Consider the following 24,796-nt stretch of genomic DNA (forward strand, 5'->3'; position numbering starts at 1 on the left):
TTGGCAGAGCCCGGTTTAATGCACCTGACTTGAAATCAGACGTGGGGTCAAACCCACCGGGGGTTCGAATCCCTCACTCTCCGCCAAATACGAAAAACCCGCACTTAGTTGCGGGTTTTTTTATGTGTGAAATATTTTCTGATCTCATCCTGTCTGTATCTTGTAAATACAGGACATTCCATAAAAACCTAGTTATGTCGCGCTTTATTCATAAAAGCTTGGTATACATAAAGGGTTAGCAATCAACTGAAATCATTACGGCATTTTAAAGCGCTCTTCTTTTATTTTTATGGCGCTGGTCCTACGCAGTTGGTAGTAATAACAAAAATCGAGAGGACATTATGCAGGCAATGCCCACACTTAATTTACGGGACGGAACAGTTGAGCAAAAAAGACAGGAAATAAAGGCTTATTTCCTCGATTCTTTTGATACCTACGAATCGCTTTTCTCTTGTCTTGCCAATGATGACGTATTTTATCAACGACCTGAAAAGTTGCGCCATCCGTTAATTTTCTATTTTGGTCATACGGCTACTTTCTTTATCAATAAATTAGTACTGTCTAAGGCAATAAACGAGCGCATCAACCCAAAATTTGAATCGCTATTTGCCATTGGTGTTGATGAAATGAGTTGGGATGATCTTAACGATGAAAATTACGACTGGCCGAAGGTGGAAGCGGTGCGTCAATATCGTAATCAAGTGCGCACATTGGTATGCGATTTAATAGATACCATGTCTTTTAGCATGCCTATTGACTGGGAAAGCCCAATGTGGCCCGTTGTTATGGGAATAGAGCATGAACGTATTCATTTAGAAACCTCATCTGTTCTAATCAGACAGCTATGCATTGCATCGGTACGCCCCAGCCCAGAATGGCCTGCATGTAGCACTATGCAAACTAATGCTGAAGCGTTAGAGGCTAATGTTTTAATGACCGTTCCGGCACAGAAAGTTATAAATGACAAATCGTGGGACAGTGCTTATTACGGCTGGGACAATGAATATGGTTCTCAGCAAGAATCCGTTAGCGAGTTTAGTGCGTCTAAATTTCTTGTAAGTAATGGTGAGTATTTATCGTTTGTGCAAGACGGCGGCTATAACAACGCAAAATACTGGGAGGCTGAAGGCAATAAGTGGCGTGAATATACGAAGGCTCAGTATCCTGTATTTTGGATTAAAAAGGGTGATGATTATTTATATCGCAGCATGCTTGAAGAGCATCCACTACCTTTAGATTGGCCTGTGGATGTGAATTATCATGAAGCGAAAGCGTTTTGTAACTACTTGAGTGAAAAAAGCGGTGAGCTTATCCGTCTGCCGACTGAAAATGAATGGCAAGCGTTACGTCAGCAGGCTGGTGTAACACAAACCGTATACAGCGAAGGATTCAACATAGCGCTGCAAAAGTATGCGTCGAGTGAACCTGTTAATGTTAATAAGTCCGGCGAATTTTATGATGTTGTTGGCAACGTATGGCAATGGACAGAAACACCCATCTATCCGTTTGAGGGCTTTAACGTTCATCCTTTATATGACGACTTTACAACACCAACATTCGACAATAAGCATAACCTCATTAAAGGCGGTAGTTGGGTATCTACAGGTAACGAAGCAATGAAAGATAGTCGTTACGCTTTTAGGCGCCACTTCTTTCAGCACGCGGGGTTTCGGTATGTTCAAGGAAAGCGAGTTATAGCAGTGAACGATTTTGATTATGAAAGTGATACACAGGTTTCGCAATACAGTGAATTCCATTACGGCGACGAGTACTACGGCGTCCCTAATTTTGCTAAAGCCAGTGCGCAGTTTTGTATTGACGCTATGCAAGGGCGTCAACACGCTAAAGCGTTAGATTTGGGGTGTGCCGTTGGTCGGTCTACCTTTGAACTTGCAAAATACTTCGATCATGTCGATGGCATCGATTTTTCTGCACGCTTTATAAAAACAGCGTTTGAGATGCAAGAGCGTGGTGAAATACGCTATAACCTCATAGAAGAAGGTGAACTTACGTCGTTTAAGGCGCGCAAGCTCTCTGCGCTCGGTCTAGATGACAGTGTAGACAAGGTTGCTTTCGCACAAGGTGATGCGTGTAATTTGAAGCCGCAATTCACAGGCTACGACTTGATCTTCTTAGGCAACCTTATTGATAGAGTGTATAGTCCAAGAAAGGTATTAACGGACATGGCCACGCGGCTAAATGAAGGTGGATTGCTCGTTGTCGCCAGCCCCTTTACATGGTTGGAAGAGTATACCGAAAGAAGTGAATGGTTGGGCGGCTACAAAGATGAAAATGGTGAAACGCTTAGCTCTACTCAGGCGCTTGAAGATGCATTAGGTCATAGCTTTAAACGAATTGCTGAACCTAAAGACATTCCATTTGTCATTCGCGAAACAAAGCGGAAATACCAACATACGCTTTCTGAATTTAACGTGTTTGAAAAGATAGAATAATGCTGCTTCTGTTAAAGCGCTGTGTCTATTAAAGCGTGTGTGCAGTATAAAGTGAGCGCGGTACGCGTGTTTCGCGCTTATAAATATAATAGATTTCAGAAGGCCCTTAGCCAATAGTAAATGCGTAAGGCTATATAGATAGGATAATGTGAAGGTGAGCAACGCGCTAAGCCATCTCCCCGTGTTCAACGCTATGCAAAGCGAGTTTATGCCTTACAAGGATGTATGGCAGGCACCTTCTCACCTGAAACTCGATCAAACCCGTCTTAAATATTCAGCGATATTTCGCCGCTTTCAGGGCGCGTCTTCATCTCAAGCGAACGTTGTCGCGTCTCAGCAAGACCCTATTCCAATGTGGATAGCGGATATGGACATCCCGCCTTGTGATGAAATTCTCAGCGCGATTACACAAAATCTTCGCTCTACTTATGGATATCAGTCCCTTGATATCGGTGACGCGATAGCAAAACGTTTTGAGCGTACCACGCAAAAAAGTAGTCGCTTTAAAGTAGAAAGTGGCGATGTTGTGGATGTTGCGAGCGTAATAGGAGCAATAGACGTTGCGCTTCACACTTTTTGCCAACCTGGTCAAAAAGTCATGGTTTTAACACCAACCTATTCCCCTTTAACAGAGGCTATTAATAATAACGGCTTAACGCCAGTATCTATTCCAGTCATTCAAAACGCGCGTCAAATTCAGACTAAGCTTTCTGAAGTTGCCGCGACAAAGGATAGCGACAAGAGTCGTCAGGAAGACGTCGAAAGTTCTAACGCAACTATAGATACTTCAGCCTTCGATAGTGCTGCGGCTGCATTCGTGATTTGCCATCCTAATAACCCTACAGGTACAGTATTAAGTGCCGAAGAGCAGCGTGTTATTATGAGCTTCTGCGCTAAGAACGATATTTTAATGATCACTGATGAGGTGCACAGCGAGTTTGCATTTAACTCGTCAAATGAACCAACGCTAATTCCCATGTTTGGTGCAGAGGTAAGCAATAAGAGCGAGAGGCGCCAAGAAAGTCAAAACGGTGGTAACATCCATACTCATCAACTGCCACGCATTATCCACATCAATAGCGTATCCAAGGCGTTTAACCTCGCGAGTATTCCAGGTGCATCGTATGCGGTCATTAAGGATAAAACGATCAGAGAGACATTTGCCCGAGCTATTAATAGCAGGCACCTTAACGCAAGTAACTTAGGAAAAGTTGCGTTGATTGCCGCCTATGAGAAGGGAAGTACTTGGTTAGACAGCGTAAAAAGTGCGTTGAGCTTCAACCGAAAGCTTGTTGTGCGCTTCTTTGAGCACTATGGTTTATCTGTTAATTATACAATGGGCAGCGCTGGTTATTTCTTGTGGCTAGACCTTTCAACATTCCCTTCGCATTTAATACAGCCGAACAGTATCACTTCTGTGGATGAAGCTCCTTTAGGTGACGCTTCTCGTCAACCTCTCAAATATTCACCCGTGACCACTGTGGAAGGATGTATTGAGCGCGGCGTGATAGGTAACGACGGCGCGACCTTTGGTTCTGCACACCATATTAGGCTAAATTTAGCCTGTCACCCTGCGGTTGTAGAAACCGCGCTGCAAAGACTGTGTTTTATTTCTTAGCGTAGCTTAACCCGCATCTGTTGACCGATAGTTACTTTTATTCTAAATATTAGAATAATAAGCTCAAATATATGACATTTTATTTCTATTAAAGAGGATTAAAATGGCCTTATTAAATAATTAGCCCTTAACACCTGTTCTATCGCCCAGGGTTACTCCTGTTGGGCAGAAGAGTCAGTGGCGGCTTACGGTTATAAGGAATGCAAGATGATGTATTTGAGAAAAGCGAATGAAAGAGGAAAAGTGAACTTTGGCTGGCTAAAAAGCCAACATAGCTTTTCGTTTGGACATTATTATGACGCAAAACATATGGGGTTTTCAGCGCTACGGGTTATCAATGACGATGTTGTTCAGGCCGGTAGAGGTTTTGAAACCCATGGTCACAGAGATATGGAGATAATTTCATATGTTGTGAGCGGTGCTTTAAAGCACAAGGATAATACCGGTAATGAGTACGTAGTGCCTGCGGGTGACGTGCAAGTAATGAGTGCAGGTAAGGGTATTATGCATTCGGAATTTAACCCTTCTACTGAAGAGCCTGTTAACTTTCTGCAAATTTGGATTGTGCCCAATGAAAAAGGCGGAACGCCCAGCTATGCGCAAAAAACCTTTGGCACACAGGCGGATGGAAATACCCATGATTCAAAGCTTGAATTATTAGTAAGTGATAACGGTAGGGAAGGGTCATTACGCATTAAGCAAAATGCGGCAATCAGCCGTTTAACTTTGAAAGCTGGCGAAACATGGGAGCATGGCACTGAAGACCAAAAGGGTTACCTTCATATGATTAGCGGTAATGTACAGGCTATGGTAGACAGTGAAACGAATGCAGTTGAAATAGGGGCAGGCGATGCTTTGGGTATTTACGAGCAAGACATCATTCGTCTGAAAGCCTCAGAGGAAAGTGTGGCCTTGTGGTTTGAATTACCTAAATAGCTGCCTAAAAGTAATCTAGATCAATAATTTAGTTTCAAATTGTGTATCTCTACTTCACGAATTCTTATCTCGTGGTATGATGACTTGGATAAGGTTAGAGGCTGGTAATACTTCTCATTAATGAGCATTATCAGTCTTTATTCCAGTTGTATGTAAAACTGAAGTCAGTGAGATACTAGAGTGATAAAAATAATCCTAGCAGATGACCATGATTTGGTCAGAACAGGGATACGCCGGATTCTGGAAGACGTAGACGATTTTACTATCCTCGCAGAAGCGAAGAACGGTGAAGACGCGGTACTTTTGTGCCGAAAAAACGCGCCAGATGTGGTACTCATGGACGTGAATATGCCCGGTATTGGTGGACTGGAAGCGACAAAAAAAATTGTTCGTATGTCTGAAAATACGCGTGTTATTTGTGTTTCAATGCACAAGGAAAGTCCTATTCCAATGCAAGTTATGGACGCAGGCGCATACGGTTTTCTGACAAAAGATGCAGAGCCAGACGAAGTAATACGCGCTATCCATAAAGTTGCGGCAGGACAAAAGTATGTTGATCAAGAAGTGGCCAATAGCATAGCCATCGGTAAGTTATTGCCTAGTTCGGATAATCCGTTTGACGAGCTATCGAGTAGAGAACTTACAATAGCAATGCGATTAACCGAAGGTCACAAAGTGCCGGATATAGCCCGAGAACTCAGTATTAACTCAAAAACGGTTAATACTTACCGTTACCGAATGTTTCAAAAGTTAGGCGTAAATTCTGATGTAGAGCTAACGCACTTGGCCTATCGTCACAAGCTTATCAATCCTAACACCTTTTAAGCGTCACTAGACGCGCAACGTCAAAGTGATTATGTCTGCATTTGATTCAGCAGCATTTCTTAAGAATCTAACCTCTCAACCTGGCGTGTACCGCATGTACAATAGTCAGGAAGAGGTTATTTACGTAGGAAAAGCCAAAAACCTTAAAAAGCGTGTATCAAGCTATTTTCGTAGTAATCTTGATAACGCCAAAACGCGTTCGCTAGTTAGTCAGATTGCGAACATGGATGTCACGGTTGTAAACAGCGAAACCGAAGCGTTTTTGCTTGAGAACAACTTCATCAAAAAATACAAACCGCGTTACAACGTGGTCATGCGTGACGACAAGTCTTATCCCTTTATCTTCTTATCCGACCACGAACATCCAAGGCTTTCTTTCCATCGCGGCCCTCAAAAGAAAAAGGGCGAATACTTTGGCCCATACCCCAGTGCGTGGTCGGTGCGAGAAAGCTTGCGTTCAATGCAGCGAATTTTCCCCGTACGTCAGTGCGAAGATAGCTATTACCGAGCACGCAGCAGACCTTGTCTTCAGTATCAGATGCAGCGCTGCAGTGCGCCGTGTGTAGAAGGCTATGTGAGCGATGAAGAATATAAAGAGCAGGTCAATTTTGCACGCTTGTTCTTGAAAGGTAAAAACCAGCAGGTCATTGGTGGGCTGGTGGAAAAGATGGAAGCAGCCAGCGAGGCACTGAACTTTGAAGCCGCTGCCCGTTACCGCGATCAGATTAATGCACTAAGAAAAGTTCAAGAACGACAGTGGGTTGCCGGTACTCAAGACGAAATGGATGTTTTTGGGTTTGCGTTTAAAGGCAATATGGCGTGTATTCAGGTAATGTTTATTCGTGAAGGGCAGTTGTTAGGCAGCAAGGCCTATTTTCCCAAAGTACCCAACACTGCCGATGAACAAGAAGTTTTTGAATCTTTCTTCCTACAGTTCTATCTGGCGGGTAACAAAGTTATTCCCAAGCAGATAGTACTTAGCAATATATTAACTGACGAAAACGCTATAGCAGATGTACTAGCCAGTGAAGCGGGACACAAGGTCCAGTTCTTCAAAGGGGCGAGGGAAGAGAAGCGCAAGTACCTGCAGCTGGCGCAGTCAAATGCGCAAACTGCGTTAGATGCTCAATACAGTCAGCAAAAGTCTGTGTTTGCACGCTATCTCGACCTAGAAGCGGAACTGGAAGTTGATACGCCTATTCAACGCATGGAGTGTTTTGATATATCACATACGTCTGGCCAGCAAACGGTGGCTTCGTGTGTGGTATTTAATCGTGAAGGTCCGCACAAAAGTGACTATCGCCGATACAATATAGAAGGCATCACCCCAGGTGATGACTACGCGGCCATGGCACAGGCGTTAAAACGTCGCTACAAGTCAGTGAAAGAAGTGCAAAAGATACCTGACCTTCTATTAATAGACGGTGGTAAAGGACAGCTTGCCCAAGCAGAAGCGTTTTTTGAAGATTGGCCCCATGATAAAAAGCCTATGCTGTTAGGCGTGGCAAAAGGCACCACCCGTAAGCCTGGCTTAGAAACACTAATACTGGCAGGTAGCCATCAGGTTCTGCCGATGGATAGCCACTCGCCAGGGCTTCACCTTATTCAGCATATTCGCGATGAATCTCACCGATTTGCCATTACTGGGCACCGCAACCGACGCCAGAAAGTTAAAACCACGTCGAGTTTGGAAAGCATACCTGGTATTGGTGCTAAACGCAGACAAACACTGCTTAAATTCATGGGGGGCTTGCAGGGTCTTAAGAAAGCCAGCAAAGATGAAATCTCAAATGTACCTGGTATAAGCCCTGAACTGGCGGAAACTATTTACGACCACCTTCATCAATAAATGAATGAGTAACAAGCAATGCATTACAAATTAAGGTAATGTGTTAGAAAAATGAAAGATGCAGAGCTTATACGCTACCGCGCTAAAACGCCCATAGAGGCATAACACCGAGACGTACTTTTTATGTGGACTGTTCCAAACTGTATTACTTTATTCCGAGTAATCCTTATTCCTGTATTTGTAGTTGTTTATTTTCTTGATTGGCGCTGGGCGCACGAGGCTGGCGCATTTATTTTTTGGCTTGCGGCAATAACGGACTGGTTTGACGGCTATCTAGCAAGAAAACTACAGCAGTCTACACCCTTTGGTGCATTCTTAGATCCTGTAGCAGACAAGCTCATTGTGGGCGCTGCTCTTCTTATGATCACTCATAGTTATGCAAACCTGTGGATCACGTTGCCATCTATTGCGCTATTGGTTCGTGAAATTTATGTGTCGGCGTTACGTGAATGGATGGGTTCGAATGGTGTAAGGGATGCGGTTAAAGTGTCTTTTATAGGTAAAGCAAAAACCACTGCGCAAATGTTAGCCTTAATTGGCTTGTTGTCGGGATTAGAAACCTTCATGGGCGTAACTATTTATTGGGTTTCTTTAGGTTATATTCTTTTATATTTCTCAGCAGTGCTGTCAATTTGGTCAATGTTTGTTTATACAAAAGCGGCCTGGCCTCACCTTCGAAGTGGCGCAGTAAAGTGAAATTGAACGTACATTAATCAAAGTGAATAAAAAAATAGCAAACGATCATAAAAAACCGCATTTATCTCAATTTAAACGCTTTTTTGTGTTGACAGTTTTGAATGGGTAGGTAGAATGCACCCCACATTTCGAGAGGACATCAACCAAACGAAATGGTCGATTAAGACATGCGGGAATAGCTCAGTTGGTAGAGCACGACCTTGCCAAGGTCGGGGTCGCGAGTTCGAATCTCGTTTCCCGCTCCAATCTCTTAGAGATGAGTTTTAATCACGCGCCAGACGCATCTGGCGGAATGGCAGAATGGCTATGCAGCGGATTGCAAATCCGTCTATCTCGGTTCGACTCCGGGTTCCGCCTCCAAACGCTGCAACGCAGCATCAGGTCCTACGCCTGACACCTTTGCTGAAAAGCAACCCGATGCCCGGGTGGTGAAATTGGTAGACACAAGGGATTTAAAATCCCTCGCTGGTAACAGCGTGCCGGTTCAAGTCCGGCCCCGGGCACCATTTATCTACTCCCAATTTTCCAAACTTTAAATCAAAAAATTGATAAGATAATTGCGCTCTTTTATCACAAGTTACTATGGTAAAATCCTTAAAAATTTTGGCAAAGACGTATTATCTTGAATTCTGTTATGTCACTCCGTCTAGACGAGTTATCTCGTGCTGAACGTCCATTCCACGCTCGAGGGAGTAAAGTAGTTCGCTGCGACGCGTGTCTGCTTCCAACGCAAAACTGTATTTGTGAATTTAAGCCTGAGGCTGGCACTGATGTGGCGGTTTTGTTCTTGATGTACAAAGGCGAATATTACAAGCCTACCAATACCGGTCGTTTAATTGCGGATGTGGTTAAAGATAACCACGCATTTTTGTGGAAGCGCACCGAGCCAGAAGAGGCGCTATTGGCGTTACTTCGCAACGAAAAATATTTTCCTATCGTGGTATTTCCACACGAATATGCTGCAGCTGAACGTTGTATTGATACGCCACCATTGAATACTGGGAAAACGTTACTATTTATTTTCTTGGATGGAACGTGGCGTGAAGCAAAAAAAATGTTCGTGAAGAGCCCTTACTTGCATGACTTTCCTGTGTTGGGCGTGAGTATGGACGTAGCGTCAGATTATCTACTACGCGAATCTACCCATGATTTCCAACACTGTACTGCTGAAGTTGGTATTAGCGTTTTAGACCTTGCAGAACAGAAGCAAGGGGCACAAACCTTAGCGCATTATTTCAGTGTGTTTAGACGGGAATATTTAAAAGGTAAGCCGCATTTGCAGCATAAGCTTGCGTTTGCAGAGTCGCAGGTTAAAAGTAACATTTAAAAAGCATCACTTTTATTTGCGAAAGTATTGTTTTACATCCACTATTTCATATTAACAAAACACGGAGAAAGCGAATGGCATCAGTTACTTTTCAAGGCAACACAGTTACGACAAAGGGTCAGCTTCCTGAAGTAGGTACATCTGCACCAGACTTTACATTAGTGAAAGCAGATTTGGGTGAAGTAACACTGTCTGAGCTTGCAGGAAAAAATGTGGTATTAAACATTTTCCCTTCTATCGACACGGGAACATGTGCAATGTCTGTCCGTAAATTCAACGAAGAAGCGGCAAAATTGGATAACACTACAGTTATCTGTGTATCGGCAGATCTTCCGTTTGCAGCGGGTCGCTTCTGTGGTGCTGAAGGTATTGAAAATGTACTTACAGGCTCGACTTTCCGCTCAAGCTTTGGTGATGACTATGGTGTTACCTTTGAATCAGCGCCGCTTACTGGGCTGCTGTCTCGTTCAGTAGTGGTTATCGATGCCGAAGGCAAAGTGGTTTATACAGAGCAAGTTGCAGAGACAACAGAAGAGCCGAACTACGACGCGGCTATCGCAGCTCTTAGCTAAGTAAATCCGCAACATAGGTTAGTTGGTTAGCTAACTATGTAATGTGTTTGAATACGTACCGATTTGTTTTATCGGGGTATTACAGGGCACTCACTGATGTGGGTGCCTTTTAGGAGAATGTAATGGCATCGGTATTGCTCTCAGTTGGTGAACTAGCCAATGTAATGCAACAAAAGCCGGTAACGCTTGTACGAGCGTTAATGGACGACCCCGTTTCAAAAACACCAGATACGCGCACGGCAATGGTTTTACCTGCGTCAGTCGACTTTGACTTAGATAGTGAAGGTAGCGATCACACTACAGGTCTCCCTCACAGTATGCCTTCTGCAAATGACCTTGCTATTTATCTTGGTAATCAGGGCATAACAGCGAATACACCTATTACGGTATACGATACCCGTGGAATATATTCTGCACCAAGAGTGTGGTGGATGTTAAAAGCGTTGGGCCACCAAGATGTTTATATATTAAATGGCGGGCTGCCTGCATGGGAAAGAGCAGCGCTGCCAGTTTCAGAACAACAACAATACGGAAAATTAACCTATCAAGCTACACCTAGGCCTGGTTGGTTCGCAAACTCCGGTGCAGTACTTCAGGCAATAAATACTGAAGCACAACTTGTTGATGCGCGCAGCGCGCCGCGATTCAAAGGAGAAGTGTCAGAGCCTCGTGAAGGAGTACGTTCAGGTCATATGCCTGGTGCGTTTAATATTCCTTTTGACACCTTACTCAAAAGCGGGCATTTTTTGCCAGTTGAGCAGCTTAAGGCTGTTTTTGACCGCGCTAATATCGATTTACGCAAACCTATTATTTGTACGTGTGGTTCTGGCGTTACCGCCTGCATAATTGGAGTGGCGGCATTATTGTGCGGCGCAACGCAGGTTTCAGTATATGATGGCTCTTGGTCAGAGTGGGGCGCTGATACTCAATATCCTGTGGTCAAAGATATGTAAAGAGTCGCGGTTTATAACTAAGTAAATACACAACATGCTAATCGTATAATTAGCTCTAAAATTACAGAGTAAGAACAACCCATGCCATCCGATCAATCTCTACCCAATATTGTTATTCTTACCGGTGCGGGGATTTCCGCTGAATCTGGATTAAAGACATTTCGGGATAATGACGGCCTTTGGGAAAATCATCGCGTAGAAGAGGTGGCCACCCCAGAGGCTTTTGAACAAAATCCTAGCTTAGTTTATCGCTTTTACAACGCTCGACGTGCGCAGTTACAGCAAGATGACGTGAATCCTAATGCAGCGCATGAGGCGCTGGCCAAACTTGAGAAAGCGTTAGGTAGCAACCTGATGTTGGTTACTCAAAATGTGGATGACTTGCATGAGCGCGGTGGAAGCCAGTCTGTTTACCATATGCATGGCAAGCTGCTATCGGCGCGCTGTGCTATAAGCCAGCAAACTTTTGACTGGAGTGATAGTTTTGATCACACCACTAAATGCCCGTGTTGCAACAGAGTAACCTTACGACCGGATATCGTGTGGTTTGGTGAAATGCCCATGTACATGGAAGAGATTTACGATGCGCTTTCAAAGGCTGATGTGTTTATTGCTATTGGCACATCAGGTAATGTCTATCCTGCCGCGGGTTTTGTTCAGATCGCTAAAGAAAGTGGCGCACACACCATAGAGGCAAATTTGGAGCCGGGCGTAACTAATGCATTGTTCGATGAATCGCTAACAGGCCATGCTTCTCACATCGTCCCACAATGGGTTGATCAATTAATATCAAAGTACGCGCTGTAGGAGGCGCATAACATGCAGTATATGAATGAGTTTCTTACCATTGCGTTGGTACATCTTGTGGCTGTTGCTAGCCCAGGGCCAGATTTCGCGGTGGTTGTTCGAAACAGCGTGGCCTATGGCAGACGTATAGCCATGTACACCAGTATAGGGATTGGCTTAGCTATATTATTGCATGTGGCTTACTCGTTAGTGGGGCTTAGTGTGGTTATTGCAACTACTCCATGGTTATTCACCACGTTTAGCTATGCCGCCGCAGCTTATTTACTGTACCTTGCGTTTGGTGCGCTCAGGAGCGGGCCTGTAAAGAAGGACCAGGCAGTTAACGCTGAAAAGAAAACATCCCACATATCTGCAAAGCGCGCAGTTTGGATGGGCTTTCTCACAAATGGACTAAACCCAAAAGCGACACTGTTTTTCCTCTCGTTGTTTACTGCAATTATTAGTATTGATACTCCATTTACAGTGAAACTTGGCTACGGTATCTATTTAGCTATAGCCACTGGACTGTGGTTCTGTTTTCTTTCATACCTTTTGAGCACCAGTAAAGTAGCTGAGCTTATTGGTAAAAAAGGGTATTGGTTAGATCGTGCGATGGGGGTGCTACTCGTCGGTTTAGCTGCGAAATTAGTACTAGGTTAACGTTTGTCTACCTTACAAACAGGCATTTGTTTTTGTGAATTGGTATAATCCCGCCGATTTTTCAAAAAGATAAGAGAGTTGTGTGAAAGACGTAAACCAAGACCGCCTGAACAATACGTTGTCTAAACAGTATCAATTTGATACCAAAGGTCTATTGCGCCGCGCTGCCGGTTTAACAAAGGCAAACTTTTCATCATTGCTGCAGGGAAGTGTTGTTCTATTTTTGACGTTTGTCGTGTTAGGTGTATTTGCTCAGCAGTACATCACAATAAATGACGATGGGACCTACGTATTCGAGCATCAGTCTATCATAGAAATTGTTGCAATTTGCATCGTTGCCCCGCTGTTGACGGGGTTGTATATGATGGGCGTTTTTGTTGCCCGCGGCACTAAAACTTCAGTATTTACCGTATTCCAGTTTTTCCCCTTGATATTTTTGCTGGCGCTAACTCAGCTAGTAAACAGTATTCTTGTTCAACTAGGTATGATGTTGCTTATTATACCCGGCGTTTATTTTTATTTAGCGTCGTCCTTTTCACTTATGTTGGTTGCTGACAGAAAGCTAACGCCAATTAGCGCGATTATCCTGTCGTGTCGTGTATTTAATGCATACTGGGCTCAAATCGCCAGCATATTTGGTGTGTTCTTTTTACTGTTTGTGTCGGTGCCATTAACGTTGGGCTTTTCACTTATTTGGGTATTACCTTTTTATTTTAGTATGATGGGCTTGCTCTATCAGGAACTGATTGGCGAGCAGGGAGTAAGCACGGAAGCATCTGAAAACGATGTGAATGAGTCTAGCTTCGATGCATAAGCGTGAAACCTTTAAAATTGTCCTCATTACGTTAGGCGTATTGGCGGTAATCGTCATTAACGCCATAATTTTTACTGAGGACGAACCGGATATTTTAGATATACCGCAAACGGTTGAAGCTAAAAAGCCGGTGCCTAACTTCTCTGCCTATACAGATGTAAAAGAGAAGAAAGAGGCATTTTTTAACTATTTACGTCCTGAAATAGAGAAGCAGAATGCGTATCTACTCACGCTAAGACATTACGTACAAACCTTATATAGAAAGGCGTTAGCTAACGAGACGCTCTCTGAAGAAGATATGGCAAGGCTTGAATGGTTAGAAGAGGAATATCGAGTTAAGCCAACGCAGCCGCTGAAATCAAAATTGCTAGCTCTGCTACAAAAGATTGATGTTCTACCTGCCGAACTCGTGCTTGTGCAAGCCGCGAATGAGTCAGCTTGGGGCACCAGCCGGTTCGCAAGAAAGGGCTATAACTTCTTTGGCTTATGGTGTTTCTCTAAGGGGTGTGGCTTTGTTCCGAACCGTCGAAACGATGGGGCATCTCATGAAGTTGCCAAATTCGACAGTTTGTCGCGTGCAACGTACACCTATATGCGAAACTTAAACCGCCACGACGCGTATGCGGATTTAAGAGAGATCCGCAGCCGACTGCGTGCAAACCAAATTCCTATTACTGGTGTTGCGTTAGCTGAAGGGCTAATGAATTACTCTGAGCGAGGAGCCGCTTATGTTGAAGAGCTTCAAACTATGATCCTATTTAACGAGGAGTTTTTATCCGAATGATACGCGCTGCTTTATTTTTTGCTTCATCTCTGTTTATTGGTGTAGGCAGTTCTTCCGTTGCTGCTGAAACGATAGATGTTGAGTACAGCCGTTTCTATAGCCATGTTAAAAAGCTGGATAATGAAGATACCCAAGCACTTCAGTTTGCATTCGGGTTTGTTCGTGTCGGCGAAGGGCGTTTATGTGAAGTTAACGGAGCGTCTATCGTAACCGATAAGAAAACAATGCCCTTAGAAGTGAGTGGTGAAGGGCGATTCACGGTGCCTACTGAAAAGGCCCTGAAACTTGCCAACGCACTGGTTCGCATCGATTTAAACGAACGCGCGAACGTGTGTGATATGTCGGTACAACTTGAAACCAAGCCGGAATATCTTAAGCAGTATTACACAAAAGACGACCTTACTTTTTTGTATGGTCAGTACGAAGCTTTCTTTAATGAAATGGGAAGCTTTTTGTCTTTCATGATGCCTTCGGTAAAGGGCTTGATGATTCAGTTTGATGACAAGAATTTAGATTTCATTACACCACAAGGTGTGCAAATCAATAACGGCGTATTGCATCTAGAACAAGATTGGATCAATGACGCAAAAGGCTTAACACTGCCTCATGCGCCGCTACGTGTTACCGCTATGGCTTCAAGCTAAATGCATATTTGGGATTAGGTAAGAAGCTGATACCTAATTTGCTCTGCTAAACGCGCGATGGTCTCTTCGCCCTTCGCGCATAGCTCTTCGGCTCTGTGGAATTCCATAATACCCACGTCGGTAAGCTGAGGCTCAATAAGAATGTCTGGCGGATCGCCAGCCAAACGTGAACGTGTGACGCGAGCTTGAAGTATCTCAAGTGAACTGCTCATCACGCTCATAATTCCAGGCGGGTTTCGCTTGTTTACTTTAGCGGGGACTTCGGTCAACTCTTCTTCCACTTTTTCAATCACATCAGAAGCAATGCCTTCTTCAGTCTTTACATTGCCAGCCGAGACGCTGTCTTTTTCGTCTTTTTTCTCTAGGGCTTTTTCTTCTTTGTTGTCAGGGGAGAACCATTGGCGTAGTACGTTTTGACTCTTTGTAAAAAAGTCCTCGGTTTTGCGCTGGTTTTCTTCATGATCTTGTCTCAACTTTTCAAGACGAAGTGGTCGGAAATCGGCGTTAAGGTTAACCGCGATCACAAAATCGGCCCCTAATTGGCGACATAAGTTCACCGGTACAGGGTTTACAACGGCACCGTCTACCAACCAACGATCACCGTGTGCTACAGGCGCAAAAAGTGCGGGAATAGCGCAAGATGCTTGAATGGTGTCTCCGATAGGACCAGAGTTAAACACCACTTCACGGCCTGTATAAAGGTCGGTAGCCACAGCCGCAAACGGCTTAAGCATGTCTTCATAAGTCGATTCACAAAACTCGCTTGCTAGTTTGTCGAAAACCTTCTGTCCGCTTGCAATGCCGCCGCGTCTAAGTCCTACGCCCATAAGAGCAAGTACCTGCCAGTCGCTGAGAGAACAGGCCCACTCTTTCAATCCTTCCAGCTTGCCACTTGCGTAGGCAGCACCCACATAGGCACCAATAGAGCATCCCGCTACAACGTCAATTTTTACGCCGAGTTTTTCTAATGCTTCAATTATGCCAATGTGAGTCCAGCCCCTTGCGGCACCGGCACCTAGCGCAAGTCCAATTTTCATTTACTTAGGTTCCATAATGTTTATTACTTCAATAGCATTATCTTCATCACTGAAGTCCGTACTATTTTCTGTAGTGAAAGAAGGTTCATCAAACCCGATATCACCGTCTTCAACCGGGCCTTCTTGTGTAGCTATAGCTTTAAAATCATAAAGGTTGCTGTCGATTAAGTGTGAAGGCGCTACGTTTTGAAGCGCGCGGAACATCGACTCTATACGACCTGGGAAGCGACGGTTCCAGTCTTGAAGCATAGCCTTTATGTTTTGGCGCTGTAGGTTTTCTTGTGAGCCACAAAGGTTACAAGGAATAATCGGAAATTCAGCGGCCTGAGAATATTTCTCGATGTCTTTCTCTGTGCAGTACGCCAATGGACGAATAACGATGTGTTCACCGTTGTCGCTGACTAGCTTTGGCGGCATAGACTTAAGCTTGCCACCATGAAACATATTGAGGAAAAACGTTTCTAGCATGTCGTCGCGGTGATGACCTAATGCAATTTTAGTCGCACCTAACTCTTTTGCCGTGCGGTACAAAATACCACGGCGCAAGCGAGAACAGAGAGAGCATGTCGTCTTTCCCTCTGGAATTTTGTCTTTAACAATAGAGTAGGTGTCTTCTTCTACAATTTTGTAGTCAACGCCAATGCTTTCTAGATATTCAGGCAAGATATGTTCGGGGAAACCAGGCTGCTTTTGGTCAAGATTAACCGCAACGATATCAAAATGAATAGGCGCAATCTTCTTTAAAAACAATAAAATATCTAGCATGGTGTAGCTGTCTTTACCGCCAGATAAACACACCATTACTTTGTCGTTGTTTTCAATCATACCGAAATCGCCAATGGCTTTACCCACATTGCGGCGAAGTCGTTTCTGAAGTTTGTTGAAGTTGTACTTTTGCTTACTTTGCGCAGCATTTAATGGCGACGCGTCAGCACTGTTTGTGCCTAAACTCATAATTAACTAGCTTGGTTTGTGATAAAGCCACCATTATACATTAAAGCGGCTTTTCGAGACCATGCTTGTGAAGTTAAATTTGTTGGTGACATACCGTGTTGGCCGCTAAGTAACGGCAAACACGGGCTATGTAGTACTGATGAAAAGACTACACCGACAACGGCGACACAAATCCATCTGGCTTAATAGCAAGCACATCGCAATTGAGTTCGTCGATCACGTGTTCTGCAGTGTTACCAATTAGGGCCGCTGAAATGCCCACACGGCCAACGGTTCCAATAACAACCAGCTCTGCATCCAGTGTTTTTGCCACTTGCGGGATAACTTTTTCCGGAAGGCCTTCTCTTACTACACATTTGTTGTCAGGAATACCGTACTTTAATGCGTGACTACGCATTTCCTTTAAATGATGATTTTTTACCGCGTCGTGATAGGTATCGGGGTCGAACTCAGGTACTTCTATGGCGATATTAAGTGGTGTAGAAGGGTAACTGTTAACCAAATTTACGCTACCTTTTAATAAAGAGGCGTAGTCGTTAGCAATGAGCGTGAGCTTATCGTTAAGTGCGGCATGCTCATCGTCTTCACTGCCTACGTTTACTGCAGCAATAATCTCCCCTCCTTCTGGCCAGTCGTGCTCTTTAACGAGCAATACTGGGCGAGGGCATTTACGCATTAAATGCCAGTCGGTGGGGGTGAAAATAACAGAAGCAAGATCGTCGTGCTTTTTGGTTGCCTTTACCACTAAATCTATCTGATTGTTTAGGGTGTAGTAAATAATCGACTCATACGCGCGATTATTCCATTCTACAACGATATCAGTTTCAGTGAATCCTTGTTCTCTTAAGTGGGTGGCAAGCCATTTTGCATGCTCCTTTGTAACTGCATCGCGCATTGACTCGCGCTCATCCGGGCTAAGCATGGTTGTCATATCATAAGATAAGTCGTATACCACCATCATGGCGGTAACTGAAGCGCCTGTTTTTGAAGCGAGTTCATAAGCACGGCTTAGTGCAGGTTGGTTATCGCGCTCGGCATCTACCACGGCCAGAATTCGTTTACACTCAATCATAACGTCCCCCTAACTACGAAACTTAGTAGCGGCTGTCGAAATCGAAGTTTTCTAATACTAACTATAAACGACATTGGGAAAAACGTAAGTTGTTTTAGATCAAGAATTTTACGAGGCGACCATGAGTGAACTTAACGAATTGAATATGGAGCAACCGGCGTGGCGCTGAAAGGTTAGATAGGTGGCTAACACAGGTCACAAAAAAGCGCGCTTAGTGCGCGCCTTATTTAACACTTAAAAAGGACTAACCGCAGACAACGCTTGGGCCGTTAAGCGCCGCTAGTTTGGTGTTTAGTCTATCGAAATCCAAAATAGTAATAAGCTTGCCGTCTACTTTTATGATGTTGTCTTTTTGAAAACGGCTTAACAGACGACTAATCGTTTCAATCGTTAATCCTAAATAGTTTCCAATTTCGTTGCGCGTCATAGTTAAGTGGAATTCTCTATGGGAAAAGCCACGTTCTTCAAAGCGCTGAGAAAGATGTGATATAAAATACAATAAACGCTCTTCTGCGGTTCGCTTGTTTAAAAGCATGATCATGTCGTGATCTTGTTTTATTTCAGCGCTCATGAAGCTCATGATTTGGTGGCGCAGCTTTGGAAATTGCACTGACATTTCGTCGAGGGTCTCGTAGGGAAGCTCACACACCATGGCAGTTTCTAACGCAGAGGTATAGCTTTGGTGTTTGTTCTCTCTTAATGCATCGAAACCGATAATGTCACCAGGAAAGTGGAAGCCAGTAATCTGTTCTTCACCTTCGGTATTAGTCACAAATGATTTGAATGAACCGGTTCTCACTGCAAATAGAGAACGGAATTTATCACCAGTTTGAATCAGCGTGTCACCTTTATGAAGCGGCTTCTTGCGTTCAATAATATCGTCAAGAGATTCGATTTCTGTTTTATTTAACGCCACCGGTAAACACAGGTGACTGAAACTACAGTTTTGACAGTGAATAGAAAATTGGCTTCCTTTGCTCATAATGCACGCTCTCTAAAAGAATACCCGACAATAATACACCTATTTTTAAACGATTGCGCCATGAATAAGATAAGCTGCATATATTGCCATTATTACTGCAATAATTTGTCTAAAATGGTTATGTTGAAAACTTCGAACAATATATTGGCTACCAGCGCTTGCGGCGAGCAAGGTGGGTAATGTACCCAAACCGAAGAAGAACATAATAGCAGCGCCTTCTAGCGCATTACCCGCCGCGAGAGACCAGGTAAGTGTGGAATACACCAAACCGCAAGGAAGCCAACCCCAAATAAAACCATAAGGCAACGCACTTAAAGGGGTCTTAAATGGCAAAAAGCGTTTTGAAAGCGGCTGGACTTTGGAAAATAGGCCTCTACCCGCATTTTCCAGCACCGTTAAGCCAGTCCACCACTTACCCAAATAACACGCCAGTAGAAGCAACATGATTCCGCTAAGTAGGGAAAGGGCATAGTTGGCAAGAGGTATATAATCTGCTGCAATTTTTCCAAGTGCCCCGGTTATTGCTCCGGCGATGGTGTAGCTCACTATACGTCCTATGTTATAGGCAAGGGTATAGGGTAGTGCTGAAGCGCCTTTAGGCGATACCATCCTAAGCGCAGCGACAATTCCACCGCACATTCCCACACAGTGAACTCCGCCGGCTAAGCCGATAAGAAAGGCAGAGAAGTAGTTAATCCCTTCCATGTGGCGCTTGGCTTTTGTCTACTTTACTGTCTTGAAGTTCCTTGCGTTGCTCAGCTAGCTTTTTTTCTTCTGGCGGAAGATCATCGTCAAACAGTATGCTATAACCTTGGCGATCTAAATCTTCAAATTGGTTGGTTTTCACCGCCCAAAAGAATATCACGATAGCGACGGCAACGATGATGATGGCGATTGGAATTAATACGTAAATAATACTCATGCTATTTGCTCAAAAGTCGCGTTGAGTTTGTGACCACAATGATACTGCTTAACGACATACCAACAACAGCCATCCACGGTGAAAGTAGGCCTGATACGGCGAAAGGTAAGATCAAAACGTTGTAACCTACCGACCAGCCAATATTTTGTCTTATTTTTTGCTTCACTTGATGCGCAGTTCGAATAAGTTCTGGTACAGAAAGCAGCTGATCGCCAAGCAGTATAACGTCGGCGGCAGTTTTAGCCACGTCTGTGGCATTACCCACTGCAATTGCCACATCAGCGCTTGCAAGAACTGGAGCGTCGTTAATACCATCACCCATCATCATCACTTTCGCGCCAGATTGCTGCATAGCTTGAACGGCTTCGTACTTTTGCTCAGGTGTTAGGCCACCTTTAGCGGTCGAAATTGGCAATGGTGCGGTAAGCGCATTAACGTTTTGCTGTGTATCACCACTTAAAACGGCGAGGGTATGGCTTGCAGCTAATATATCGAGAGTTTCTTGCGTATCTTCTCTTAGTGAATCCTTTACTTCATACGCCGCCATAATACGCCCCTTAACCGTGAGAAACACGTTAGCTGAAGGGAACGCTTCAATGAGTTTTAGCTGAGATTCGTGAACGCTGAATGCTGCAGAACCCATAGAAAACAAAGTGTCATTGATCTCACCGCTGATACCACCTCCTGGCGTAACGGTAAAATTAGTCACTTTGTGTACCGTGCTATCGATAGCGTCAGCATTGCCGCTAGAGGCAGAAATCTCGCTTAGGGCTACACCGTCGCTAAAGGCTTTGGCAATCGGGTGTTCAGAGCGTGACTCCAAAGCGCGGGCAATTGATAGCGCACTATTACTATCCACACCGTCTGCATACCAGGCATTTGAAATAGTAAATTTGCCTTTTGTGAGCGTGCCGGTTTTGTCTAATGCGATGGTGTCAATGTCAGTAATTTGTTCAAGCGCATCGGCGCGTTTTAGTAAAATACCTTGTCTGTTTAACTTTGCCATAGCGCAGGTTAACGCTGATGGCGTAGCCAATCCTAATGCGCAAGGGCAGGTTGCAACCAGCACCGATATGGTGATCCAAAATGCCTCGTCGCTACCCTGAAACGCCCAAAAGCCATAGGTCAACGCCGAAATCAGCAATACCGCGGTAACGAAATAGCGAGAAAAATTATCGGCTATCTGCGCTGCTTTAGGTTTACTCGCCATCGCACTTGCTTGCAGTCGTACAATTTGATTTACCAGCGCATTTTTAAGGGTCTGCGTAACCGTAATAGTTAGCGTACCATCTTGACAAACCGTGCCGCCGTATACCGGACTACTGTTGGATTTACGCACGGGATTAAACTCGCCGGTAAGCATAGATTCGTCAACCGCTGCGTTGCCGTCGGTTACCACCCCATCAATGGGGACTGTTTCACCAGGCTTCACTAGCACTACGTCATCAATTTTTAGCTGCTTAGCCAGACACTCGGTTAGGCTGCCATCCGGATTTAGTTTGGTCGCTGATACGGGCACATACTGCATCATATTGGCAGAGATCTGTGCGGCGCGATGACGGCTACGATGTTCTAAGAACCGGCTAAGTAACAGCAGAAAAATAAACATGCAAATGGATTCAAAATACACTTCACCTTGCTCTAATACCGTAGAGCGAATTCCAGCAATGTAAGTACCGAAGATGGCGAGCGTAACGGGTACGTCCATATTAACCGTTTTGGCGCTTAGCGCTTTAGCGGCGCCCACATAAAAGGTGCTGCCTGAATACAGCACCACAGGTGTAGTTAGCGTAAGGGCAACCCAATAAAAATATTGGCGGGTCTCTAACTCAATAGCGCCGAACCAATCAAAATAAAGCCCAGTCATCAGCATCATAACCTGCATGGTCATAATGCCTGCTAGACCAAGCTTTTTTAGAAAGGTCTTTTGTTCGCGTTTATAACTGGCTTCGTGTTCATCTGGGTGAAATGGCGACCCAATATAACCAATGCGTTTTAGCGTAGATAGAATTTGGCTAAGCTTAATTTGAAAAGGTGACCAAGTAACTAAAGCCCGACGCTCTTGAACATTTACAGCTACTTGCTTGATGCCTTCAACTTTCGATAATTGCTTTTCAATAAGCCAGCCACAGGCAGCGCACGTAATACCTTCAAGGGTTAATTGAATCTGCTTGTCCTGACCTTCTTCAAACACGAACTCTTCTTGAAGGGAAGGGTCGTCATAGACTTTTAGCTTATCTAACGTTTCTAAAATACCGTCGTCAGATTTTTGCGCCGGTTCGGTTCTAAACTGGTAATAGTCTTCAAGGCCGTTGTTAACGATCGCTTCAGCTACCGCTAAGCAGCCAGGGCAACACATGTCTCGTTGTTGCCCTAAAATGACAGTAGTAAATTTCCCATTGTCTGGACTCGCTATAGGCAAGCCGCAATGGTAACAGTCGTGCTTTGTCATTATGGATTGAATTTCATTTTGCCAGTGTGGGGCAGATAGACCGTGTTTTGAATTTTCCAGCTATCATCAATCGGCGTCAGCGATATCCGCCATTTACCGTCAAGGTTTTCTTCAATAAAGCCGCGATAAATACCGTTAGCATCGCGACTCAATAAAACGCTAACATCGCGCTCTTCAAGGGTTACGTGGTAAAAACTTAGTTTAACCGCGTTGCCTTCTTGTGGAATACCTGAATGGAACTCTAGCGCTATGCTGCCCTCTTCAATGGTTAAATCGGTGGTGATATTCATGCGACGGGCTATCGCTTCTTTGTCCAGACGGGCATTGATTGCTTTTCCTTCCTTGTAGTAGTCGTCTACCACCAGGCTATCTTCGGTGCTAATAGCAAGGTTTAACAACACGCCACCCATGATGAGTGTAATGATAGGAACGGCAATTAAAAACCAGGGCCAGAACTCTTTATACCAGGGTCTATTCATCGAAATCTTTTCTCGTATTTACTTCACTAGCAAGGTTGCTAACAACATATCTATTATTACTCGTGAACAGACGTATTCGAACTGCACAATAACGATAAATATGGTGTTGGTAATTTGTATCGACAGCACTATAAATTTGTACGTAATGGCACTGTCTATATGGCTGTATTTTCTCATAAAAAAAGCCCCGTAGTAACGAGGCTTTTTAAGATATTTAATGATTTAAATCATTAATCATTTGAAAGGCTGTAAACATACGCTGCAACTACGTGAATTTTGTCATCACCCAAGGTTTTCTTAAATGAAGGCATTACACCGTTACGACCGTAAGTAAGCGTTTCTGTTACCGCTCTGTGGCTGCCGCCGTATAGCCAGATATTGTCAGTAAGGTTTGGTGCACCAAGTGCTTGGTTACCTTTACCGTCCATACCGTGACAAGCCGCACACGCTGCGAAACGAGCTTTACCTGCTTCTGCAAGCTGTGGGTCCACATCGCGACCGCTTAGACTAAGTACGTAGTTAACCACTTCTTCGATACCGTCTTCACCCATAGCATCTAGCCATGCTGGCATTGCTGCTTTACGACCAAGCGTAAGAGTTTCAACGATTTTCGCACCTGAACCACCGTACAACCAGTCGTCGTCCGTTAGGTTAGGGAAGCCGCCATTTTGACCACGTGCATCAGAACCGTGACACTGAGAGCAATTTTGTAGGAATAAACGCTGACCTACTTTATTTGCCTCTGGGTCTTTCGCCAACTCTTCAACTGGAACCTTAGCATACGCTTCAAAGATCGGGTCGAACTTTTCAGCAGCAAAATCTAGTTCACGGTCATACTCTACTAGGTAGCCTTGCTCTTTTGCTTCAATACGCGCTTGAACAGACTCTTCTAGCGATTGGATATTCTGGTTTGAACTCTTCCAACCCAAAATACCTTCATATGCACCTAGGCCAGGATAAAGCGCTAGATATAAAAAGCCCCAAACGATGGTCATGTAGAACATAATTGTCCACCAACGAGGAAGTTGATTGTTTAACTCCTCAATACCATCAAATTCGTGACCCATTGACTCACCTTCAGCTACGCCAGTCTTGTTAGACAGGCACCAGCGAAGAAGGAAGTAGCAACCAATGATTAACCCTAGGGTTATCACTGAAATCCAAATTGTCCAAAACATACTCATGAGTTCGAGACTCCTGCTAATCTTCTTTTGATTTTTCTTTTTCTTCGTCTGCAAACGGTAGGTTTGCTGCTTCATCGAATTTCTTCTTGTTGCGGCCGCTAAACGCCCACCACACGACTCCGATGAAGCTTACAAAGACGATGACAGTAAAAATGCTGCCTACAATTCCTTGATCCATATTATTTCAAATGTGTGCCAAGAGATTGTAGATAAGCAATAAGGGCCTGCATTTCCGTTTTACCCTGTACTGCCGCTTTCGCACCCGCAATGTCTTCGTCGGTATACGGAACACCAAATCCACGGAATACTTCCATTTTTTTAGCTGTTAACTCGCCGTCAAGCGTGTTTTCCGCAAGCCAAGGGAAACCTGGCATGTTCGACTCTGGTACTACGTTACGAGGATTAAGCAGGTGAACTCGGTGCCATTCGTCGCTGTAACGACCACCCACACGTGCTAGGTCAGGACCAGTACGCTTAGAACCCCAAAGGAAAGGGTGCTCCCATACTGACTCACCAGCAACGCTGTAGTGACCATAACGCTCTGTTTCTGCGCGGAATGGACGGATCATCTGGCTGTGACAACCTACACAACCTTCACGGATGTAGATGTCACGGCCTTCAAGCTCAAGCGCGGTATATGGACGTAAGCCTTTTACCGGCTCCATGGTCTGTTGTTGAAACATCAACGGCGTAATTTGAACCATGGCGCCGAAGCTGATAGCGATAAGGATTAATACCGTTAACAGACCGACGTTCTTTTCAATTAACTCATGTGCGTTTTTCATTATTCGTCTCCT

General features: G+C 44.3%; 25 protein-coding genes and 3 tRNA genes. 17 read left to right on the forward strand and 11 right to left on the reverse strand.

What is annotated here, in order from left to right; translation table 11 throughout:
- Window positions 1-341: 341 nt before the first annotated feature.
- The 17 genes from ovoA to F0261_RS17685 all read left to right on the forward strand — a co-directional run bounded on the left by ovoA (window position 342) and on the right by F0261_RS17685 (window position 14,917).
- A complete protein-coding gene (gene ovoA / locus F0261_RS17605) occupies window positions 342-2,453 on the forward strand; it encodes a 5-histidylcysteine sulfoxide synthase (RefSeq protein WP_171338564.1) in 2,112 nt (703 codons plus the stop codon).
- 154 nt (window positions 2,454-2,607) lie between these two features.
- Window positions 2,608-4,071, forward strand: a complete 1,464-nt coding sequence (locus tag F0261_RS17610; protein WP_014979386.1) for an aminotransferase class I/II-fold pyridoxal phosphate-dependent enzyme — start codon at window positions 2,608-2,610, stop codon at window positions 4,069-4,071.
- A gap of 207 nt (window positions 4,072-4,278) precedes the next feature.
- Entirely contained in the window at window positions 4,279-5,007 is a 729-nt protein-coding gene (locus F0261_RS17615) for a pirin family protein (protein ID WP_171338565.1), read from the forward strand.
- Between the two features lie 180 nt (window positions 5,008-5,187).
- A complete protein-coding gene (gene uvrY / locus F0261_RS17620) occupies window positions 5,188-5,832 on the forward strand; it encodes a UvrY/SirA/GacA family response regulator transcription factor (protein ID WP_014949610.1) in 645 nt (214 codons plus the stop codon).
- Window positions 5,833-5,863: 31 nt separating this feature from the next.
- Entirely contained in the window at window positions 5,864-7,681 is a 1,818-nt protein-coding gene (gene uvrC, locus F0261_RS17625; RefSeq protein ID WP_171338566.1) for an excinuclease ABC subunit UvrC, read from the forward strand.
- Window positions 7,682-7,804: 123 nt separating this feature from the next.
- Window positions 7,805-8,377 (forward strand): CDP-diacylglycerol--glycerol-3-phosphate 3-phosphatidyltransferase, encoded by a 573-nt coding sequence (gene pgsA, locus F0261_RS17630; protein WP_014979382.1) that lies wholly within the window; start codon window positions 7,805-7,807, stop codon window positions 8,375-8,377.
- Window positions 8,378-8,546: 169 nt separating this feature from the next.
- Window positions 8,547-8,622: transfer RNA gene (locus F0261_RS17635), tRNA-Gly, on the forward strand.
- A 41-nt stretch (window positions 8,623-8,663) separates the two neighbouring features.
- Window positions 8,664-8,737: transfer RNA gene (locus F0261_RS17640), tRNA-Cys, on the forward strand.
- A gap of 59 nt (window positions 8,738-8,796) precedes the next feature.
- Window positions 8,797-8,883, forward strand: a tRNA-Leu gene (locus tag F0261_RS17645).
- A gap of 128 nt (window positions 8,884-9,011) precedes the next feature.
- Window positions 9,012-9,704, forward strand: a complete 693-nt coding sequence (locus tag F0261_RS17650; protein WP_014976631.1) for a tRNA-uridine aminocarboxypropyltransferase — start codon at window positions 9,012-9,014, stop codon at window positions 9,702-9,704.
- 74 nt (window positions 9,705-9,778) lie between these two features.
- A complete protein-coding gene (tpx, locus tag F0261_RS17655; RefSeq protein WP_014949606.1) occupies window positions 9,779-10,276 on the forward strand; it encodes a thiol peroxidase in 498 nt (165 codons plus the stop codon).
- Window positions 10,277-10,398: 122 nt separating this feature from the next.
- Complete coding sequence (locus F0261_RS17660) at window positions 10,399-11,229, forward strand: sulfurtransferase (RefSeq protein ID WP_171338567.1); 831 nt, start codon at window positions 10,399-10,401, stop codon at window positions 11,227-11,229.
- 81 nt (window positions 11,230-11,310) lie between these two features.
- The gene (gene cobB / locus F0261_RS17665; RefSeq protein WP_171338568.1) at window positions 11,311-12,036 is read left to right on the forward strand and encodes a Sir2 family NAD+-dependent deacetylase; all 726 of its coding nucleotides are present in this window, start codon (window positions 11,311-11,313) and stop codon (window positions 12,034-12,036) included.
- Between the two features lie 12 nt (window positions 12,037-12,048).
- On the forward strand, window positions 12,049-12,675 hold the full coding sequence (locus tag F0261_RS17670; RefSeq protein ID WP_014979379.1) for a LysE family translocator: 627 nt from the start codon (window positions 12,049-12,051) through the stop codon (window positions 12,673-12,675).
- An 82-nt stretch (window positions 12,676-12,757) separates the two neighbouring features.
- Entirely contained in the window at window positions 12,758-13,489 is a 732-nt protein-coding gene (locus tag F0261_RS17675; RefSeq protein ID WP_014949602.1) for a stress protein, read from the forward strand.
- Window positions 13,482-14,273, forward strand: coding sequence for a glucosaminidase domain-containing protein (locus F0261_RS17680; protein WP_014949601.1), 792 nt, complete (start codon window positions 13,482-13,484; stop codon window positions 14,271-14,273). The genes F0261_RS17675 and F0261_RS17680 overlap by 8 nt, the downstream gene beginning before the upstream one ends.
- Window positions 14,270-14,917 carry a DUF2987 domain-containing protein gene (locus F0261_RS17685; RefSeq protein WP_014976627.1) on the forward strand — a complete coding sequence of 216 codons (648 nt, stop codon included), beginning with the start codon at window positions 14,270-14,272 and terminating at the stop codon, window positions 14,915-14,917. The genes F0261_RS17680 and F0261_RS17685 overlap by 4 nt, the downstream gene beginning before the upstream one ends.
- 14 nt (window positions 14,918-14,931) lie before the next feature.
- On the opposite strand, the gene F0261_RS17690 is transcribed toward F0261_RS17685, so the two are convergent.
- The 11 genes from F0261_RS17690 to ccoO form a co-directional block, all read right to left on the reverse strand.
- Window positions 14,932-15,954 carry a patatin-like phospholipase family protein gene (locus F0261_RS17690; protein ID WP_014979378.1) on the reverse strand — a complete coding sequence of 341 codons (1,023 nt, stop codon included), beginning with the start codon at window positions 15,952-15,954 and terminating at the stop codon, window positions 14,932-14,934.
- Window positions 15,955-16,908 (reverse strand): tRNA 2-thiocytidine(32) synthetase TtcA, encoded by a 954-nt coding sequence (gene ttcA / locus F0261_RS17695; RefSeq protein WP_014976625.1) that lies wholly within the window; start codon window positions 16,906-16,908, stop codon window positions 15,955-15,957.
- 148 nt (window positions 16,909-17,056) lie between these two features.
- Window positions 17,057-17,980: a universal stress protein UspE gene (uspE, locus tag F0261_RS17700; RefSeq protein ID WP_014979376.1), complete on the reverse strand. Its 924-nt coding sequence runs from the start codon at window positions 17,978-17,980 to the stop codon at window positions 17,057-17,059.
- Between the two features lie 244 nt (window positions 17,981-18,224).
- Window positions 18,225-18,962, reverse strand: a complete 738-nt coding sequence (gene fnr, locus F0261_RS17705; RefSeq protein WP_014949596.1) for a fumarate/nitrate reduction transcriptional regulator Fnr — start codon at window positions 18,960-18,962, stop codon at window positions 18,225-18,227.
- A 45-nt stretch (window positions 18,963-19,007) separates the two neighbouring features.
- Entirely contained in the window at window positions 19,008-19,667 is a 660-nt protein-coding gene (locus F0261_RS17710; RefSeq protein WP_014979352.1) for a sulfite exporter TauE/SafE family protein, read from the reverse strand.
- Window positions 19,654-19,884 carry a cbb3-type cytochrome oxidase assembly protein CcoS gene (gene ccoS, locus F0261_RS17715; protein WP_014979353.1) on the reverse strand — a complete coding sequence of 77 codons (231 nt, stop codon included), beginning with the start codon at window positions 19,882-19,884 and terminating at the stop codon, window positions 19,654-19,656. Before ccoS ends, F0261_RS17710 begins: the two co-directional genes overlap by 14 nt.
- Before the next feature lies 1 nt (window position 19,885).
- Window positions 19,886-22,336, reverse strand: coding sequence for a heavy metal translocating P-type ATPase (locus F0261_RS17720; RefSeq protein ID WP_014979354.1), 2,451 nt, complete (start codon window positions 22,334-22,336; stop codon window positions 19,886-19,888).
- Window positions 22,336-22,815, reverse strand: coding sequence for a FixH family protein (locus F0261_RS17725; RefSeq protein WP_014979355.1), 480 nt, complete (start codon window positions 22,813-22,815; stop codon window positions 22,336-22,338). Before F0261_RS17725 ends, F0261_RS17720 begins: the two co-directional genes overlap by 1 nt.
- A gap of 230 nt (window positions 22,816-23,045) precedes the next feature.
- Entirely contained in the window at window positions 23,046-23,999 is a 954-nt protein-coding gene (ccoP, locus tag F0261_RS17730; RefSeq protein WP_014979356.1) for a cytochrome-c oxidase, cbb3-type subunit III, read from the reverse strand.
- Between the two features lie 16 nt (window positions 24,000-24,015).
- Complete coding sequence (locus F0261_RS17735) at window positions 24,016-24,177, reverse strand: cbb3-type cytochrome c oxidase subunit 3 (RefSeq protein WP_012518547.1); 162 nt, start codon at window positions 24,175-24,177, stop codon at window positions 24,016-24,018.
- 1 nt (window position 24,178) lies between these two features.
- A complete protein-coding gene (ccoO, locus tag F0261_RS17740) occupies window positions 24,179-24,784 on the reverse strand; it encodes a cytochrome-c oxidase, cbb3-type subunit II (protein ID WP_014979357.1) in 606 nt (201 codons plus the stop codon).
- Window positions 24,785-24,796 lie beyond the last annotated feature (12 nt).

The organism is Alteromonas sp. 07-89-2 (genome assembly GCF_013113925.1).
GTDB classification, from domain to species: Bacteria; Pseudomonadota; Gammaproteobacteria; order Enterobacterales; family Alteromonadaceae; genus Alteromonas; species Alteromonas macleodii.

What these genes read in the sequence shown, in the direction of transcription:
- ovoA (WP_171338564.1), top strand. Translation starts at nt 342, where the DNA reads ATGCAGGCAATGCCCACACTTAATTTACGGGACGGAACAGTTGAGCAA.
- F0261_RS17615 (WP_171338565.1), top strand. Translation starts at nt 4,279, where the DNA reads ATGATGTATTTGAGAAAAGCGAATGAAAGAGGAAAAGTGAACTTTGGC.
- uvrC (WP_171338566.1), top strand. Translation starts at nt 5,864, where the DNA reads ATGTCTGCATTTGATTCAGCAGCATTTCTTAAGAATCTAACCTCTCAA.
- pgsA (WP_014979382.1), top strand. Translation starts at nt 7,805, where the DNA reads ATGTGGACTGTTCCAAACTGTATTACTTTATTCCGAGTAATCCTTATT.
- F0261_RS17650 (WP_014976631.1), top strand. Translation starts at nt 9,012, where the DNA reads ATGTCACTCCGTCTAGACGAGTTATCTCGTGCTGAACGTCCATTCCAC.
- tpx (WP_014949606.1), top strand. Translation starts at nt 9,779, where the DNA reads ATGGCATCAGTTACTTTTCAAGGCAACACAGTTACGACAAAGGGTCAG.
- F0261_RS17660 (WP_171338567.1), top strand. Translation starts at nt 10,399, where the DNA reads ATGGCATCGGTATTGCTCTCAGTTGGTGAACTAGCCAATGTAATGCAA.
- cobB (WP_171338568.1), top strand. Translation starts at nt 11,311, where the DNA reads ATGCCATCCGATCAATCTCTACCCAATATTGTTATTCTTACCGGTGCG.
- F0261_RS17670 (WP_014979379.1), top strand. Translation starts at nt 12,049, where the DNA reads ATGCAGTATATGAATGAGTTTCTTACCATTGCGTTGGTACATCTTGTG.
- F0261_RS17680 (WP_014949601.1), top strand. Translation starts at nt 13,482, where the DNA reads ATGCATAAGCGTGAAACCTTTAAAATTGTCCTCATTACGTTAGGCGTA.
- F0261_RS17685 (WP_014976627.1), top strand. Translation starts at nt 14,270, where the DNA reads ATGATACGCGCTGCTTTATTTTTTGCTTCATCTCTGTTTATTGGTGTA.
- F0261_RS17690 (WP_014979378.1), bottom strand. Translation starts at nt 15,954, where the DNA reads ATGAAAATTGGACTTGCGCTAGGTGCCGGTGCCGCAAGGGGCTGGACT.
- ttcA (WP_014976625.1), bottom strand. Translation starts at nt 16,908, where the DNA reads ATGAGTTTAGGCACAAACAGTGCTGACGCGTCGCCATTAAATGCTGCG.
- uspE (WP_014979376.1), bottom strand. Translation starts at nt 17,980, where the DNA reads ATGATTGAGTGTAAACGAATTCTGGCCGTGGTAGATGCCGAGCGCGAT.
- fnr (WP_014949596.1), bottom strand. Translation starts at nt 18,962, where the DNA reads ATGAGCAAAGGAAGCCAATTTTCTATTCACTGTCAAAACTGTAGTTTC.
- F0261_RS17710 (WP_014979352.1), bottom strand. Translation starts at nt 19,667, where the DNA reads ATGGAAGGGATTAACTACTTCTCTGCCTTTCTTATCGGCTTAGCCGGC.
- ccoS (WP_014979353.1), bottom strand. Translation starts at nt 19,884, where the DNA reads ATGAGTATTATTTACGTATTAATTCCAATCGCCATCATCATCGTTGCC.
- F0261_RS17720 (WP_014979354.1), bottom strand. Translation starts at nt 22,336, where the DNA reads ATGACAAAGCACGACTGTTACCATTGCGGCTTGCCTATAGCGAGTCCA.
- F0261_RS17725 (WP_014979355.1), bottom strand. Translation starts at nt 22,815, where the DNA reads ATGAATAGACCCTGGTATAAAGAGTTCTGGCCCTGGTTTTTAATTGCC.
- ccoP (WP_014979356.1), bottom strand. Translation starts at nt 23,999, where the DNA reads ATGAGTATGTTTTGGACAATTTGGATTTCAGTGATAACCCTAGGGTTA.
- F0261_RS17735 (WP_012518547.1), bottom strand. Translation starts at nt 24,177, where the DNA reads ATGGATCAAGGAATTGTAGGCAGCATTTTTACTGTCATCGTCTTTGTA.
- ccoO (WP_014979357.1), bottom strand. Translation starts at nt 24,784, where the DNA reads ATGAAAAACGCACATGAGTTAATTGAAAAGAACGTCGGTCTGTTAACG.